We start from the raw sequence: 17,777 nt of genomic DNA on the forward strand, positions 1-17,777 counted from the left end.
TACACAAAACCTATTTCTGCTTTTCTGTGATTTGCAGACTCAATGTCTGAATCGCAATTTCTAATTTTTTAATCTCTCTTTGGGTTGCACTGCGGTTCATCTCATTAAAGGTCCACATTTTTATTGCTATTTGCATCATACTACTCAGTAGTAGGCCCACTCCCCATTGCAGTTTAGTTGCCATTGATGACTCTACAAAAAAGAATTCATAGCCACACCACAACATCAGAGCAGAAAGACCAAATGCAACAATAGTCGATATGATCATCCAGCCACCTAGCCTACCTTGATAGGCACTTGCCAACATACTCCACAAATTGGGGTCTCGATTTATTTGGGCTTTTAATAACTCATTTTCATGCTCAAGCTGTTCACGTATTTTGTCATCTAAACTCATAATTAATCCTTATCTAATACTTGTTTTAACGCTGCTCTGGCTCGAAACAGTCTTGATTTAACTGTGCCTGAAGCAATGTTTAAAATGTGACTTATTTCACTGAGACTGAAGCCTTCTAAGTAAAATAAATGAATGACCTGATGCTCAATTAAGCTTAAATGCTTCATTGCTTGTGCTAACTCTGATGTATCGGTTTTGGTTTCTGCTGCTATCTCACCTATTGCATCAAGTGGGGTGTACATATGCTTTTTATTGCTTTTGACCATATCTAAAACTTGCCAATGAGTTAGTTTAAATAACCAAGTCTTAAATGCTGCAGGATCATTTATTCTAGTCATTGTTGTTGAAAGCTTTAGCCATGCCTCTTGAACAGCATCCTGAGCTAGCCCTTTGTTGCTGGTTGTTCTATATGCAAACGACAATACTTGCGGATAAAAGTGCTGATAGAGCTGATCAAACGCTTTTAAATTTCCAGCTTGCGCTTCAAGTACCCAAAGTTCTATTTGTGCTTGTCGGATAAATAGATACTCCATGTAAGGTTTTAACAAGATGTAGAGTAAAGACGAGAGACAACATTGAATGGTTCGGTTTTTTATTATTTATTTTTACTGTGATGACTCATAGAGGTAATGATATAAGCAAAGGGTTATAAATCATTATCCTTTAAAGGGATAAAATAAATTTGTTTGTTTGGATATCATGTTACGTTCACTTTTAGACATTATTGGGAGATATCTTTTTATATTTCCAAATGTGTGAAGTGGTTACGTTCTTGATTCCTTGCGGTCGCTATACTTTATACTAGAACACAGTAAAGGATTACTCTCGGTTTAGCGGTTATTACTTTTACTTAGGTCATACAAGTGGTTAAAGCATTATTTAATAAGATATTTAATATTCGCTCTAAGAAAGAGGTGAATGCTGCTAGCGCATTAAATTCGCAAAACAGTCTTTTATCTAAAACGGCTTCTGTAAACGCATCACATGCGGTGAGCAAAACGGCGACACATCAGTCTACAAATCAGCCAGCGGCAACGATGGCAATCGCTGTCGACTCTTCAGCTTTGTTCTACAGCTTATTGTTTCCTGTAAGCGATCAAGACACTGGTGGAATGGCCAATAGTTTAGAGCGCAATGTTCTATCTAAAATTGAGCTGGCTTTTAGTTCGCCAAAAGTGATTGCAGAGAAGGTACTTAAATTGCCAAGCCGTCTATCTGAGTTAGATAGAAAGTTGGCTCAAGAAGATATTGATACTAAAGATTTGCTCGGCATGATTGAACAAGATCCTGTTTTGAGTATCGAGGTTTTAAAACTATGTAATTCCAGTGCCTTTAAACGTTCTGACAAAGAGATTACTAGCTTACAGCAAGCTGTGGTTCAAATTGGTTTGCAGCAGCTGCAGTTGTTTGTACGTACTAGTTTGATGAAAGAAATGATAAATATTAAGCCTATTTACTTCAGGCGTTTTGGTGCCGAAATTTGGCGTCACTCTATGCAGGTTGCCTTTCTTGCGAAGGCGTTTGCTGACGAGGATGGTGACACAGCTTTTTTTCTCGGTTTATTGCATGATGTGGGTAAAATTGCCATTTTTAAAATGATGATTGAAGCTTTTCGACAAGCAGAACCGGGTGAACAGCCTAGCTCAGTGTTGTTTAAGCAAGTCATGACCACTAAATCATTAAGCTTAAGTGCGTTGCTGGTTAAACATTGGCAGTTACCTGCTCAATTTGAACAGCCATTAGCGCAACTGGCTAACTCACTTCATCAACCTACTGATCCATTAGCAATCGCGGTATGGCGAGCCAATATTGTCAGTGAATGTTCTATGCTAAAGCAGGTGAATAAATTAACTGTTGAGGCGCAGGGACAACTTTTGTCTCAAGTGAAAATAGATGCCGAGCAGTTTGAAGTGCTGCATCAAAAATTGCTGAGTTTATAGTTATAAGTTGATCTAACTTCGACGTGATTAATGCTTGATGAACAATAAAAAACGCGCCGAAAGGCGCGTTTTTTATAAGTGCTTATAAGACATATTCATTACTGAAGTAATGAAATATCCGCAGCGTGTAAGAATTGTTCACGTAAGCTATTTAACAGTGCTAAACGGTTATTCTTAAGTGCTACATCATCAGCCATTACCATCACATCTTCAAAGAAGGTATCAACGCTTTCACGTAGATTTGCTAGTAAAGATAATGCTTCTTGATAGTTAGCGGCAGCAAATAAAGGCGCTAGCTGAGGTTGTAGCGCTACTAATTTGTCTGCTAGTGCTTTTTCAGCACTTTCAACTAAAAGTCCTGAATCAATAGTAGATGGGATTTCACCTTCAACTTTAGCCAAGATATTAGACACACGCTTATTGGCAGCAGCAAGTGCTGATGCTTGTTCTAAAGTTCTGAAGTGAGCCACAGCTTTAATACGACTTTCAAAATCTGCAGGGGCTGTAGGTTTGCGTGCTAAGACCGCAAGAATAACATCAACACCCACACCTTGATCTTGATACCAAGAACGGAAGCGGCCCATAAAGAACTCAAGTACTTGCTCAGATACTTTATCGTTAGTCAGGTTTTCACCGTGTAACTCTTTTGCTTTAGCAATCAAATCAACTAAATCTAACGGTAAATTGTTCTCTAAACAAAGACGCAAAATACCGATAGCAGCACGGCGAAGTGCGAATGGATCAGCTGCGCCTTTTGGTGCTTGGCCAATACCAAAAATACCCACTAAAGTATCAAGCTTTTCAGCTAATGCGACACAGATTGAGATAGGTGCAGTAGGCACAGTATCGCCAGAGAATTTAGGTTTGTATTGCTCAGCAAGAGCAACAGCAACCGCTTCAGTTTCACCGTCTAAGCGTGCGTAATGCATGCCCATGGTGCCTTGAAGGTCGGTAAATTCCATCACCATATTTGTCATCAAGTCTGACTTAGACAATAAACCTGCACGCGCAGCTTCTTCGCTATTTGCACCTATGCTGGTGGCAATGAAACTCGCCATACCTGAAATACGTTCAACGCGGGCTTTAATCGTGCCTAATTGCTTTTGGAAAACAACAGACTCTAAGCTGGATAAACGTGTTTCTAAAGACTGTTTTTTGTCAGTTTCAAAGAAGAACTCAGCATCAGCAAGGCGAGGGCGAACGACTTTCTCGTTACCCGAAATAATCTGCTGTGGATCTTTAGATTCAATATTGGTGACGAAGATAAAGTTAGGTAATAACTGACCCGCTTTATCAAATACTGGGAAGTATTTCTGATCGCCTTTCATGGTGTAAACCAAGGCTTCAGCTGGCACATCTAAGAATTTTTCTTCGAAGCTTGCAGTCAACACAACCGGCCATTCAACCAATGCTGTGACTTCTTCAAGTAGTTCATCTTCAAGTTCTGCCACGCCGCCGATTTGTTTGGCTGCAATTTCAGCATTCACTTTAATGATGTCTTTTCGACGTTGGTAGTCAGCTAATACTTTACCTTGCGTTTCTAACTCGGTTAAGTAGTTGTCTGCATGGTCTAGTTCAAAGGTATCCACCCCCATGAAACGATGGCCACGGATCGTGCGTGCTGATTCAATACCTAATAATTCACCAGCAACTAACTCATCACCTAATAACATGGTTACGGTGTGAACAGGACGGATAAACTGTGTGGTATTGCTACCCCAGCGCATAGGCTTAGGAATAGGTAACTTATCAAGAGATTTTTGTGCCATCGTTGCAATAAGTGACTTAGTTTCAACACCAACCACTTTTGCTTGATGTAATAACCATTCGCCTTTATCTGTTTTAAGACGGTCAGCTTGTTCAACGGTAATACCGTTACCACGAGCCCAGCCCATAGCGGCTTTTGTTGGGTTACCTTCAGCATCAAATGCTTGTGCAACTGCAGGGCCACGTTTTTCAACAACTTTGTCTGCTTGAGCGACAGCGAGTTGCTCAATACTAATCGCTAGACGGCGAGGCGCTGCATACCAAGTAGCATCGGCAAAAGCTAATTCTGCTTTAGTTAACTCTTCGGTAAAGTTTGCTAGAAATGACTCTGCAAGTTTACGTAATGCTTTTGGTGGTAATTCTTCTGTACCCACTTCAATGAGTAAGTTTTCAACGTTCATATTCTACCTCTACTTACACATTGGGAAACCAAGCGCTTCACGTGCTTGGTAATAAGATTCAGCAACACCTTTTGCCATAGTACGTACACGCAAAATATAGCGTTGACGTTCTGTAACCGAAATTGCATGGCGCGCATCAAGTAAGTTAAATGCATGAGAGGCTTTCATTACTTGCTCGTAAGCTGGCAATGGTAAAGGCTTTTCTAGGGTTAATAATTTCTGGCAGGCTTTTTCACAATCATCAAATTGCTTAAATAGCACTTCAACATCAGCGTGTTCGAAGTTATAAGTTGATTGCTCCACTTCATTTTGATGGAAAATATCGCCGTACATCACTTTGCCCATCGGGCCGTCAGTCCAGACAAGATCATAAACACTGTCAACTTCTTGGATATACATCGCAAGACGTTCTAGACCATAGGTGATTTCACCAGTGACAGGCTTACACTCTATACCACCGACTTGTTGGAAATAGGTAAATTGCGATACTTCCATACCGTTTAACCAAACTTCCCAACCTAAGCCCCAAGCACCTAGTGTTGGCGACTCCCAGTTATCTTCAACAAAACGCACGTCATGAACGCCCATATCCACACCTAGTGCTTCTAAAGAACCAAGATATAACTCTTGAATGTTACTTGGAGAAGGCTTAAGCACTACTTGGAATTGGTAGTAATGTTGTAGGCGGTTAGGGTTTTCACCGTAGCGGCCATCGGTAGGTCGGCGACATGGTTGCACATATGCGCTGCTCATTGGCTCTGGGCCTAATGAACGCAAAAATGTCATCGGGTGGAATGTACCTGCACCCACTTCCATGTCCAATGGTTGAACGATTGCGCAACCTTGCTGCGCCCAGTATTCCTGCAGGGTCATAATGAAGCCCTGGAATGTCTTTACGTCGTGTTTCGTCGTCATGTCCGCTTATCTACTGGTTGAGGCTAAAAATAGAAAATGGTTTTGATTATACCTTGTAGATTAATACAGATGTAGGTTATTTTTTAACGTAGAGATTAAAAATTTAAATGGGCTATACAAATGGATCTGAAACGCTGTGCTTGGTTGAGTAACGACCCGCTTTATATCGATTATCATGATAACGTTTGGGGAAGGCCTGTTTATGATCCCATCGTGTTATTTGAGAAGCTGTGCCTTGATGGCCAACAAGCTGGATTATCTTGGATAACTATTTTAAAGAAGCAGCATAATTACCAAGATTTGTTTGCTAACTTCGATCCTAAAGTCATTGCCACTTTTGACGATGCTAAAGTAGAGGAGTTATTACTTAACCCTGGGATAGTTAGAAACCGTTTGAAAGTGAATTCTATCATCAAAAATGCTAAAGCCTATTTGGCTTTTGTGGAACAAGGAAATGACTTTTCAAAATTTCTGTGGGAGTTTGTCGGATGTGAGCCGAAAATCAATCACTTCGCTACGATGTCAGAAGTGCCAGCGCAAACGCCTGAATCTGAAGCCATGTCTAAAGCCTTAAAAAAGCTCGGTTTTAATTTTGTCGGGCCGACAATTTGTTATGCATTTATGCAAGCGGTAGGGATGATTAATGACCATACAACAGACTGTTTTCGTTATGGAAAGTAATTTTTAGGTCAATAATCTTTATATAAAAAAGGGATGTTCCACGTGGAACATCCCTTTTTGTTATCTAGTAGCTGGATAGTTACTATTTAGTGGTTTCAAAGAAAAATGGTTTACGCTTAACTTCATCGCCATTTAACTGGTTCATGGTTTCAGCATTGTATAATTTGCCATTTGCCATGGTATAAGTCACTTTATCAGTCACTCTGATGTCCGCTAGTGGATCACCATCAATAACAATGATATCAGCTAATTTTCCTTCTTTGATTGAACCAATCTGATGATCCATTCCAAAGGTTTTAGCTGGGTTAATTGTGGCTGTTTTCAATACATCCATATTGCTCATCCCGCCCTGGGCAAACATCCACATTTCCCAATGTGCTGCTAAACCTTCACGTTGACCATGAGCACCAATGTTTGGATGAATACCTATTTCATTTAATTCATTGGCGACACGGGCGACATTGAAATGATTGTAATGTTCATCAGGTGCTTTGGTTCTGCGCATTGAGCGAGCATTCAAGATATCACTTGGTACGTACATACTTAAGCGAGGATGAGCCCATACGTCAGTTTTGTCATACCAGTAATGCTCTCCTGAAATACCGCCATAAGCGACAACTAATGTCGGCGTGTAAGCAACTTCAGTTTGGCTCCAGAACTGTTTGATATCACTGTAGATTGAACCTGTTGGAAGTGAGTGTTCGATTGTCGTATGACCATCGGCAATCATTGATAAATTGTGTTGAAGTAAGCTTCCGCCTTCAGGCACAACCATCATTTCAAGTTCACGTGCAGCTTGGATAACTTGCTGACGTTGGTTACGACGTGGTTGGTTATAACTTTTCACACTAAAAGCACCGACTTTCTTTAAGCGCTCCAAATGGAACTTGGCATCATCCAGTGAGTCAACATGAGACGTATAACCAGGAGCATTGGCACCATATAAAATTGTACCGGTCGAGAATATACGTGGGCCAACAATGTTACCGGCTTTTTGCTGCTCTGAAGCTGCAAATATTTCAGTGGTATCATTTGATGGATCATGAATTGCTGTAACACCTAATGACAGGCCAGAGTATAGTTGCCAATTCTGCTGAGGAATAATTTCATCATCAGCTTGTCCACCATGTGCGTGAGCATCGAATAAACCAGGCATTAATGTTTTGCCTTTAATATCGATAACTTGTGCACCTTTGGGAATTGTCACGTTGGCATCACCGACACTAACAATTTTGTTGTCTGTAACGATGACAACACCATTATCGATGACTTGGTCGTTTTCCATAGTAATGATTTTGCCGCCAACAAAAGCGATTGTTCCACGTGGAACATCTGCTTTTTCTTTGAAGCCAATGGCAGTAATGCTTGGTTTAACTTCATCTTCTGTCTTAGCATATTGGGTATCAACAGCGGCTTGATATAGATCTGGGCCAAGGGTCCAATAAAGTTCGTTACTCTTATTGTTCCAGCTAATACTTTCACCTGCGCGTACACTTAACTGAGTTACAGGTAGGTTAGTTGCTTTAGGGCTAATCCGAACTGTTTCACCATGTTTAGCAAATGGCGTAACGTATACACGGAAACGTTCAGAAAATGCTAAGTGTTGTCCGTTAGGTGATACACGGAACTCCGTTGCATGCTCGCTGGTATAATGAGTACGCTTTTCAAATCCATCTAAACTGATAGAAGATAATTCAGGTGTTTCACCATAATCCATGAAGAATACACGTGTTGAGTCAGCACCAAATTGCGGTTGGTAACCGCTAGCGGTTATTTTGATGTTGTTCTTTTTCTTTAAATCTACCTTATATAAACCTGGTTCTTGTGACCAAGTTCGAGGTGTCATATAGCCGCCTTTGGCTTTGCGGTATACAACCGTTTTACCATCAGGTGAAAAGGTAGGTTCAACGTACTTACCTGGTTCACTGGTTAACTCTTTACTACGGCCACCTTTAGCACTGACAATACTGACTGTGCCTTGATCCTGGTCATTCCAAGTCGTGAATACAATGTTCTTACCATCACGTGACCATTGCGGGAATAGTTCATTAACATCGTCATCTAGACGAGTTAAGCGTTTACGTTTTCCGTCTTCAATATCACGAACCCACAGCTTACCCAATGCTTCGAATACCACTTTTTCACCATTAGGTGATACCTGTGCCATACGTAGCATTTTTACATCAAACTCATCTTGATCTAGATTTTGAGTAAAACGAACAGAAGGTTGAACATCTAACTCTGTTTTGACTGAAAAAGGAATATTACTGACTTCTTTGTCTTCAACATTGAGTTTATTAATTTTCCCTTTTGCCCAAAATACGATTTCTTCGTTATCTTGAGTCCAAGACATGGTTGGGTATACGCCATGGATAGCCCATGTTTCTTGCATGTCACGATCAAGATTATCGTAAAGTTTAGTGTGTTTACCTGATTTTAAATCCAATAAATACAATGTCGACTGGAAACCATCACGTTTAATATAGGCGAGCTTAGTGCCATCAGGGCTTGGCGTAGGTCGGATTGCACCGCCAGTACCTTCAATTAAGACTTCGATATCACCAGTTTGAGTATCGTAGCGTTTAATTTTATAAATTCCTTTTACAGAATCTTTTGAGTAATGGAACGTTTTACCTGGCGTAGCATCTTGGCTGAAGTAAATATATCGGCCATCAGGAGAGTAAGCGGGTTCGCCTAAATCTTTTTGATCGTTAGGGCGCTCCGTCAGTTTTACACCTTCGCCACCCGCAACGTGATACATCCAAACTTCACCAGCACCTAAGCTGCGACTGGCGGTAAAGTGTTTACGTGCAACAAGGTATTGTGAGTCAGGACTCCATGCAGGACTGTTTAATAAACGGAATGTTTCTGAGGTGACTGCCCTTTGGTTACTGCCATCTGCATTCATTACCCAAATATTATCGCCGCCATCTTCATCCGATGTAAAAGCGATTTGTTTGCCGTCAGGGCTATAGACAGGTTGCATTTGCCAAGCAATGCCTGAGGCGAGCTTTTTGGCTTCTCCGCCACTAATAGGCATCTGATAAATATCGCCTAATAGGTCAAATACGATAGTTTTGCCGTCAGGTGAAACGCTGACATTCATCCATGTACCTTCAGTAACATCAATTTGTAGTTTTTCTAAAGGCGCATTAGCTGGCGCATTCACTTGCCATTTTTCGGTTTCATCTGCTGCGTTAACAGCTAAAGAAGCACTGGCTAAGCTAAGCGCAATAGCAGTGTAGAGAGGTTTTATTTTTGAGGTAAACATGCACAGTCCATTTATGATTATCGTTATAAGGTCGAGTTATACTTTTATTAATCGAGTGTTGTTTGCGAGTTATAAAACTGATGATATTTATCGCATAAATTAACCAAGAACTAAACAGTTTTTCTGTTTCAAATGATGACAGTACAAAAGCGATTTGAATTTTTCAGGATTAATACAGAAGGGTGTTGATGGTTTAGCTTATTGTTTAGACGTTGAAGAGTCGTTTTTAGCTTGATGAATAATTAATGGGCATGCTGATTGGGTTAAAAAAGAGTGTGGGTTTTCGTTTTTGGTCCAGTGTGTTGTTAAACGGTTTTATTGTTAATCAGCTTTTATTAATCAGCTTTTATTAATCAGCTTTTATTAATAAATGAGCTTATCGAATACGAACTGTATCCTCTACTTGAATTAGCCCTTCTGTGACAACTTTGCAGGTAACACCGCCTCGCCATTGGGGTAGTAATGCTTGTTCAAGACCTGGATGTGCAATTTCCATTTTGGCACAAGGGTCGGTTTCGCCAGTGATAATTAAACTAACATCGTCGCCAATTGAAATCACTTTACCGACATCATCAGCGCTGAACTGATAACCATCGATTAATATATTAGCTCGTCTTGTTAGCCATTCTAAATCAGTATTGATTTCCTGACAGGCTAGTTGCCATTGTTCAACTGACATGACTGTGACTTGTCGTTTGCCAGGTCGACCGAATACATCATTTTCAACACCACGAAGCAAACTTACATTGGCACAAAAGACAGGGTTCATTTTGCCTTTTTTAGCTGTTTTATAAGCAATTGCTTTTAGTGCTGACATGATTAAAGTCCTTTTTTTATCATATATTTGTATGGAGTTTTCTGAGTATCGCTGGCAATGAGGGTGTGATCCATGAACTCACAGAAGCTAGGGATATCACGGGTGGTTGCAGGATCATCAGCAGTAATAAGTAAGGTTTCACCTTCGGCCATCTTACGCACGGTTTTACGGATCATCATTACGGGCTCTGGACAACGTAGACCTAGGGCGTCTAAATGATGTTCTGCTGTTGAAAATATTTCGCTCATACTAACTCTTATATACGACTAGCTAACAATAATTGCGCTAATTTTACTCTGGTTAAAGTCTGTTGCAAGTGCTGAAACATAGCTTTATTAGTATTTCGTGAACTAACACAGGATGTTCCACGTGAAACATATATCAGGATGGGACACTTTTATAATAAAAAAGCCGCACCTATAGAAGAGTGCGGCTTTTAATCTTAAGCGTTATATTGAATCGTGATTAGCTATCAACACGCTCAAAAATTGTTGCGATGCCTTGGCCTAAACCAATACACATAGTCGCTAGACCATATTTTGCATCTTTAGCTTCCATTAAGTTAATCAGCGTTGTTGAGATACGCGTTCCTGAACAACCTAGTGGATGACCAAGAGCAATTGCGCCGCCATTTAAGTTAACTTTTTCGTCAACCACATCAGTAAGGCCTAAATCCTTAACGCATGGAAGAGACTGTGCTGCGAATGCTTCGTTTAATTCAATCACATCCATATCATCAACAGTTAAGCCTGCACGAGCTAATGCTTTCTTTGTTGCTGGCACTGGGCCATAACCCATGATTGCAGCATCACAGCCGGCTACAGCCATTGAACGAATTCGAGCTCGGATAGGTAAACCTAATGCTTTGGCTTTTTCTTCTTCCATAACTAACATTGCCGAAGCGCCATCAGATAATGCTGATGAAGTACCGGCTGTCACTGTACCGTTAGCTGGGTCAAATGCTGGGCGTAATCCTGAAAGTGATTCAAGTGATGTCTCAGGACGAATCACTTCATCATGAGTCACTTTAATTAACGCACCATTTGCGTCATGACCTTCAATAGGTACGATTTCGTTATCAAAACGACCTTCAACAGTAGCAGCATGAGCACGTTGATGAGAACGAACTGCAAATGCATCTTGTTGTTCACGAGTGATACCGTGCATCTTGCCAAGCATTTCAGCGGTTAAGCCCATCATGCCAGATGCTTTAGCAACATTGCTTGCAAGGCCTGGATGGAAATCGACACCGTGATTCATTGGTACATGGCCCATATGCTCAACACCACCAACGATAAAGGTATCGCCTTGGCCTGTCATAATGGCTCGCGTTGCTTGATGAAGTGCATCCATTGATGAACCACATAAACGGTTTACCGTAACAGCACCGGCTGTTTTTGGAATGCCAGCTAATAGCGCAGCATTTCGGGCGATATTAAAACCTTGCTCTAGTGTTTGTTGTACACAACCCCAGATAACATCTTCGATATCATTTGGATCAAGCTTACTGTTGCGGCTTAATAATGATTTCATTAGTTCAGCAGAAAGGGTTTCTGCACGTACATTTCTAAATACTCCAGCCTTAGAGCGGCCCATCGGAGTACGAATGCAGTCTACGATTACAGCGTTTTTCATGATGATATTCCTTTACTGCTAATTAGGCTGGGTAGTATGTGCCGTTAGTGGCTGCAAGCTCGCGCATTGCATCAGTCACTTGATATAGACCACCTAAGTGGGCAAATTTGTCTGCCATCGCGACAAAGTTAGCCACACCCATAGTATCTAGGTAACGGAATACACCGCCTCTAAATGGTGGGAAGCCAATACCGTAAACTAGGCCCATATCGCCTTCAGCAGGAGAAGCAATAATGCTTTCTTCTAAACAACGAACTGTTTCGATAACCATTGGGATCATACAGCGTGCGATGATCTCATCTGCTTCAAACTCTTTTAGCTCACCGAACTCTTTAGCCAATAATTGGTAACTGGTTGGGTCTAAATCTTTCTTTGGCTTACCACGACGGTCAACAGAGTAAGCATAGAAACCTTTAGTGTTTTTCTGACCAAAGCGCTCGCTTTCAAACATAATGTCGATAGCATCTTTGCCATTTTTACCCATGCGGTCAGGGAAACCTTCAGCCATTACCGCTTGTGCATGATGACCAGTATCTAGACCAACAACATCAAGCAAATAAGCTGGGCCCATTGGCCAACCGAACTGTTTCTCCATCACTTTATCTACTTTAGCAAAGTCAGCACCGTCGGCTAATAAACCGCTGAAGCCTGCAAAGTATGGGAATAAAACTCGGTTAACAAAGAAACCTGGACAGTCGTTAACAACGATTGGTGTTTTGCCCATTTTGCTTGCGTATGCCACTACTGAAGCAATCGTTTCTTCAGAAGAGTTTTCACCGCGGATGACTTCAACCAAAGGCATTTTATGCACAGGGTTAAAGAAGTGCATGCCACAGAAACGCTCAGGTTTCTTCATGCTCTTAGCAAGTAGGTTAATGGAAATAGTAGATGTGTTTGACGCGATGATAGCATCATCAGCAACATAGCCTTCAACTTCAGCTAATACAGATGCTTTCACTTTTGGATGCTCAACGACAGCCTCAACAATAACGTCAGCATCCTTTACTGGTGCGTAATCTAAAGCTGGTGTGATGTTGTTTAATACAGCAGCCATTTTAGCTGGAGTAGAGCGGCCACGTTTAACTTGTGCCGTTAGCAACTTAGCTGCTTCGCCTAAGCCTAAATCTAATGCAGGTTGTGCGATGTCTTTCATGACAATCGGCGTGCCTTTACTTGCGCTTTGATAAGCAATACCGCCGCCCATGATACCAGCGCCTAATACGGCTGCACTGTTCACTTTCTTAGCAAGTTTACCTGCTTTTTTCGCTTTACCTTTTACAAATTGGTCATTTAAGAAAATACCAATCAGTGAGGTCGCAACGTCGGTTTTAGCCAATTTGATGAAAGCTTTGTTTTCAACTTTAAGGGCTTCTGCACGGTCAAGTGTTGCTGCTTGTTCTATCACACTCACAGCCATCATTGGTGCTGGGTAGTGTTTGCCTGCAACTTTAAATACCATGCCTTTAGCTGTGGCGAATGACATCATTGCTTCAAGCTTTGGTAATGTTAATGCCTTAAGCTTGCGGTTACGACGAGATTGCCAATCTAGCTTTTCAGCGATGGCATCTTTAAGCATCTGCAGTGCAGCTGCTTCAAGGTTTTCTGGAGCCACTACAGCGTCAATTGCGCCAACTTTTAATGCCGCTTCTGGACGTTGGTCTTTACCTGTGGTTATCCACTCAAGTGCGTTATCTGCACCTATGATGCGAGGTAAACGAACTGTGCCACCAAAACCAGGAATTAAGCCTAATTTGGTTTCTGGTAAACCAATACGAGCATTGGTATCTGCGATACGTAAATCAGTTGCAAGAATGGCTTCACAACCACCACCAAGAGCAAACCCGTTAACAGCAGAGGCTGTTGGGAAAGGTAAGTCTTCAAGTTTATCAAATACCGCACTAGCTTGTTCAACCCAAGTTAATAGCGTTGCATCGTCAAGTTCGAACAAACCTAAGAATTCAGTAATATCTGCACCAACAATAAAGGTGCTTTTACCTGATGTTACTAATAAACCTTGAATACTTGTGTTTTGTTTGATGCTCTCAAGAGCGGCATCTAATGAAGAGAGAGTTTCTTTATCGAATTTGTTCACTGAACCAGGTGCATCGAAACACAACTTGGCAATGTTATCCTCTAATAACTCTACTTGAATTGTAGGACTTTGGTAGATCATTGCTTGCTTCCTTTTTGCTAAAAGCGACTTCTACATCACAATTACTGTGTTGTTATTTAGCTTTGATATCTAGCTTTTTATCACAGCAGCGACGGCCATCATTTGACCAGTTGCCAAACAGTGTGCGACGAAATGAGATAAATTACAACACTCAATTTAAACGTCCGTTTAAATTTTTCTCTGCTAGAGGCATTTTTGTCCTTTGTGATACACTTCACAGGTTCTTAAACAAGAAAAATAACATCATAGGGATAGCAAAAATGGATCAGCTAGCTAATTTTTATCATGCTCACATTGCAGAATTAAATCGTCGTGTTGCCGAAATCGTCTCTCGAGAACAATTGGCTGGCTTAGTGATACATTCAGGCCAAGCTCATCGCCAGTTTTTAGACGACTTAAGCTATCCATTCAAAGTAAACCCGCAATTTAAGGCGTGGCTACCAGTGCTTGATAATCCAAACTGTTGGGTTGTCGCGAACGGTGTAGATAAGCCGCAATTAATTTTTTATCGTCCAGTGGATTTCTGGCATAAAGTCAGTGATGAGCCAAATGATTTTTGGGCTGAACATTTCGATATTAAACTATTAACCAAAGCCGACCGAGTTGCTGAGTTATTACCTTCTAATATTACAGAGTGGGCATATATAGGTGAGCACCTTGATGTCGCTGAAGTATTAGGTATGAGTAAGCGTAATCCTGACTCTGTTTTGAATTACCTGCATTTTCATCGTGCTGATAAAACACAGTACGAATTAGAATGTCTTCGCCGCGCTAACCAAATCGCAGTAAAAGGGCATCTAGCTGCTAAGAATGCTTTTTATAATGGTGGCAGTGAGTTTGAAATCCAGCAGCAATACTTGTCAGCGATTGGTCAAACTGAAAACGAAGTACCGTATGGCAATATTGTTGCCCTTAATCAAAATGCTGCCATTTTGCATTACACAGCACTTGAGCATCAGATCCCATCACCGCGTCTATCATTTTTGATTGATGCAGGTGCTAACTATAATGGTTATGCATCAGATATTACCCGCACTTATTCATTTGAGAAGAATCGTTTTTATGAGTTGATTGTCGAAATGAACAAGTTGCAGTTAGCTATTGTCGACTTAATGAAGCCAGGCGTTAAATATACTGACCTTCATCTTACTACTCATGCCAAGCTCGCACAGTTGATGCTGGATTTTGATATCGCCAAAGGTGATGCTGAGGGATTAGTGGAACAAGGTATTACTAGCGTGTTCTTCCCTCATGGTTTAGGCCATATGCTGGGGTTACAGGTACACGATATGGGCGGTTTTGCACATGATGAACGTGGAACGCATATTCCAACTCCGGATGGACATCCATTCCTTCGTTGTACTCGTGAAATACAAGCCAACCAAGTGTTCACTATCGAGCCGGGTATATATATTATCGATTCATTATTAGGCGAATTAAAAGCCGATAAACGCCAATCGCAAGTAAATTGGGATATGGTTAATGAATTGCGTCCATATGGCGGTATTCGTATTGAAGATAATGTTATTGTTCATCAAGACCATAATGAGAATATGACACGAGAGCTAGGCCTGGTTGACTGAACAATACTTAATTCCCAATCAAACATTAACGATTGAGGAAGATATTAAACATAGCCGTTTCATTACAGTGCTGTTTCACTGCTGTAGTGAAACAGAGCTAAAGTGTGCACTTACTAACTTAAAGGTCGAATACCCAGGCGCAAATCATTATTGCTATGCTTTTGTGGCGTCCGATCCTCAAAATAGTATTGCTATTGGCAGTAGTGATGATGGTGAACCCGCTGGGAGTGCAGGACGTCCTATGTTGGCGACGCTTCAAGGCTCTGGTATTGGTGAAATAGGCGCGGTTGTGGTGCGCTATTTTGGTGGTACTAAGTTGGGTGTTGGCGGTTTAGTTCGCGCTTATTCATCCGGGATTAAATCGGGGTTACCCGAATTAGCAACTGTCACCAAGTATATCCGTTATTCATCATCGCTCATTTGCAGTTATCCGCAGCTCAATAATGTGGAATATCTGATTAACCAATTTGATGGCGTTATTATCAATAAAGTTTTTACTGATGCGATAGAAGTTGAGTTTGAAATAGCGAAAACATTTCATGATGATTTTAATCGAGAATTAGCCACGCAAACACAAGGCCAGCTTAAAGCAAAGTTTAACGTTTGATAGGGCTAGAAAGTATGCCAAAATATAACGTTAAATAGCCGTTAACATAATGCTGAATGAATCCAATGCTATGCAAACTAGTACAATAATAATCAATGCAATATAAAACAATCATCAGAATTACCGGCTTGTTGATGGGATTATTTTCTATCACCATGTTACCGCCTTCATTAGTGGCTATTCTTTATAAAGATGGCGGCGGGACTGCTTTTATTCAGGCATTCTGTGTCAGTTTGTTTCTTGGTTTTTTATTGTGGTACCCCAACCGCCGCGAAAAAGGTGATTTACGCACCCGCGAAGGCTTTTTAATCGTCGTGTTATTTTGGACGGTACTGGGTTCTATCGGTGCTTTGCCTTTTATCTTTTCTACTGAACCCAACTTAAGCTGGACTGACAGCTTTTTTGAATCCTTCTCAGCTTTAACCACCACAGGTGCGACTGTTATTGTCGGCCTTGATGACTTACCCAAAGCCATTTTGTTTTACCGGCATTTACTGCAGTGGATGGGCGGTATGGGTATCATTGTACTTGCAGTAGCGATTTTGCCGTTATTAGGTATTGGTGGCATGCAGTTGTATAAAGCTGAAATTCCAGGGCCTGTGAAAGACAGTAAGATGAAACCGAGAATTGCCGAAACCGCTAAAGCGCTTTGGTATATTTACTTATTGCTCACAGTCGCTTGTGCGACGGCATTTTACTTTGCTGGTATGAGTGCTTTTGATGCTATTTGTCATTCATTTTCAACCATTGCCATAGGCGGTTTCTCGACCCATGACGCCAGTATTGGCTACTTCGATAGCCCACTAATTAATGTCATTTGTGCTGTATTTTTATTGATTGCCGCAGTGAACTTTAGTTTGCACTTTGCTGCATTTAGTTGGCGTGGGATTAACTTTAAAGTCTATTTTCGTGATGCTGAATTTAAAGCACTCATTGGTATTCAATTAGTGTTAACTGCCATTTGTTTTGCGACCTTATATCGCTCAGGTATTTACGATAGTCCAGAACAAACATTAGATTATGCCTTTTTCCAAGTGGTATCGATTTCAACTACCGCTGGTTTTGGTACAGAAAGCTTCCATACCTGGCCATTGTTTCTCCCCATCTTACTTATCTTTTCAAGCTTTATTGGTGGCTGTGCTGGTTCAACCGGTGGCGGCATGAAAGTCATTCGTTTTGTGCTGTTATTGCTGCAAGGCTCCCGCGAGATGAAGCGTCTTATTCACCCTAAAGCTATGTACTCTATTCGTATTGGCAAGTCAGCATTACCTGATCGGGTGATTGATGCGGTGTGGGGGTTCTTCTCGGCTTATGCGTTAGTGTTTGTCGTTTGTATGGTGTTGCTAATGGCGATGGAAATGGATGCCATTACCGCATTTAGTGCCACAGCGGCCAGCATTAATAACCTCGGCCCAGGTTTAGGTGATGTGGCCAGTAACTATGCCAGCGTGACTGATGGCGCTAAATGGGTGTTAGTGCTCGCGATGCTATTTGGTCGTCTTGAAGTGTTTACCTTGTTAGTCTTGTTTACGCCGACTTTCTGGAAAAATTAATATATATCTTATGTTCACTGACTGGGAATGGCTATTT

At 41.2% G+C, this 17,777-nt stretch carries 14 protein-coding genes; 5 read left to right on the top strand and 9 right to left on the bottom strand.

The features are described from left to right. Positions 1 to 10: 10 nt before the first annotated feature. Both L2737_RS20550 and L2737_RS20555 read right to left on the bottom strand, forming a co-directional pair. Positions 11 to 397: a DUF6768 family protein gene (locus L2737_RS20550; RefSeq protein WP_248956948.1), complete on the bottom strand. Its 387-nt coding sequence runs from the start codon at positions 395 to 397 to the stop codon at positions 11 to 13. 2 nt (positions 398 to 399) lie between these two features. Beyond that, on the bottom strand, positions 400 to 930 hold the full coding sequence (locus L2737_RS20555) for an RNA polymerase sigma factor (protein WP_248956949.1): 531 nt from the start codon (positions 928 to 930) through the stop codon (positions 400 to 402). Between the two features lie 330 nt (positions 931 to 1,260). On the opposite strand from L2737_RS20555, the gene L2737_RS20560 reads away from it, so the two are divergent. After that, a complete protein-coding gene (locus L2737_RS20560; protein ID WP_428848412.1) occupies positions 1,261 to 2,337 on the top strand; it encodes an HDOD domain-containing protein in 1,077 nt (358 codons plus the stop codon). Positions 2,338 to 2,435: 98 nt separating this feature from the next. Here L2737_RS20560 and glyS read toward each other — a convergent pair whose 3' ends face one another. Together glyS and glyQ are read right to left on the bottom strand one after the other, a co-directional pair. Then, the gene (glyS, locus tag L2737_RS20565; protein ID WP_248956950.1) at positions 2,436 to 4,505 is read right to left on the bottom strand and encodes a glycine--tRNA ligase subunit beta; all 2,070 of its coding nucleotides are present in this window, start codon (positions 4,503 to 4,505) and stop codon (positions 2,436 to 2,438) included. 9 nt (positions 4,506 to 4,514) lie between these two features. Next, positions 4,515 to 5,420, bottom strand: coding sequence for a glycine--tRNA ligase subunit alpha (gene glyQ, locus L2737_RS20570; protein WP_102529109.1), 906 nt, complete (start codon positions 5,418 to 5,420; stop codon positions 4,515 to 4,517). Between the two features lie 120 nt (positions 5,421 to 5,540). On the opposite strand from glyQ, the gene L2737_RS20575 reads away from it, so the two are divergent. Then, positions 5,541 to 6,101: a DNA-3-methyladenine glycosylase I gene (locus tag L2737_RS20575; protein WP_248956951.1), complete on the top strand. Its 561-nt coding sequence runs from the start codon at positions 5,541 to 5,543 to the stop codon at positions 6,099 to 6,101. A gap of 82 nt (positions 6,102 to 6,183) precedes the next feature. On the opposite strand, the gene L2737_RS20580 is transcribed toward L2737_RS20575, so the two are convergent. The 5 genes from L2737_RS20580 to fadB all read right to left on the bottom strand — a co-directional run bounded on the left by L2737_RS20580 (position 6,184) and on the right by fadB (position 13,997). Beyond that, entirely contained in the window at positions 6,184 to 9,372 is a 3,189-nt protein-coding gene (locus tag L2737_RS20580) for an amidohydrolase family protein (RefSeq protein WP_248956952.1), read from the bottom strand. Positions 9,373 to 9,748: 376 nt separating this feature from the next. Continuing rightward, positions 9,749 to 10,189 (bottom strand): MOSC domain-containing protein, encoded by a 441-nt coding sequence (locus L2737_RS20585; RefSeq protein WP_248956953.1) that lies wholly within the window; start codon positions 10,187 to 10,189, stop codon positions 9,749 to 9,751. A 2-nt stretch (positions 10,190 to 10,191) separates the two neighbouring features. Next, on the bottom strand, positions 10,192 to 10,437 hold the full coding sequence (gene tusA, locus L2737_RS20590; protein ID WP_102529105.1) for a sulfurtransferase TusA: 246 nt from the start codon (positions 10,435 to 10,437) through the stop codon (positions 10,192 to 10,194). Positions 10,438 to 10,654: 217 nt separating this feature from the next. After that, entirely contained in the window at positions 10,655 to 11,824 is a 1,170-nt protein-coding gene (fadA, locus tag L2737_RS20595) for an acetyl-CoA C-acyltransferase FadA (RefSeq protein ID WP_102529104.1), read from the bottom strand. 22 nt (positions 11,825 to 11,846) lie between these two features. Next, the gene (gene fadB, locus L2737_RS20600) at positions 11,847 to 13,997 is read right to left on the bottom strand and encodes a fatty acid oxidation complex subunit alpha FadB (protein ID WP_248956954.1); all 2,151 of its coding nucleotides are present in this window, start codon (positions 13,995 to 13,997) and stop codon (positions 11,847 to 11,849) included. A gap of 260 nt (positions 13,998 to 14,257) precedes the next feature. On the opposite strand from fadB, the gene pepQ reads away from it, so the two are divergent. The 3 genes from pepQ to L2737_RS20615 all read left to right on the top strand — a co-directional run bounded on the left by pepQ (position 14,258) and on the right by L2737_RS20615 (position 17,740). Then, positions 14,258 to 15,580 carry a Xaa-Pro dipeptidase gene (pepQ, locus tag L2737_RS20605; protein ID WP_248956955.1) on the top strand — a complete coding sequence of 441 codons (1,323 nt, stop codon included), beginning with the start codon at positions 14,258 to 14,260 and terminating at the stop codon, positions 15,578 to 15,580. Further along, the gene (locus tag L2737_RS20610; protein ID WP_229371014.1) at positions 15,573 to 16,187 is read left to right on the top strand and encodes a YigZ family protein; all 615 of its coding nucleotides are present in this window, start codon (positions 15,573 to 15,575) and stop codon (positions 16,185 to 16,187) included. The genes pepQ and L2737_RS20610 overlap by 8 nt, the downstream gene beginning before the upstream one ends. Before the next feature lie 95 nt (positions 16,188 to 16,282). Beyond that, positions 16,283 to 17,740: a TrkH family potassium uptake protein gene (locus tag L2737_RS20615; RefSeq protein ID WP_102529100.1), complete on the top strand. Its 1,458-nt coding sequence runs from the start codon at positions 16,283 to 16,285 to the stop codon at positions 17,738 to 17,740. Positions 17,741 to 17,777 lie beyond the last annotated feature (37 nt).

Origin of the sequence: Shewanella electrodiphila, from assembly GCF_023283985.1 — a bacterium.
GTDB classification, from domain to species: Bacteria; Pseudomonadota; Gammaproteobacteria; order Enterobacterales; family Shewanellaceae; genus Shewanella; species Shewanella electrodiphila.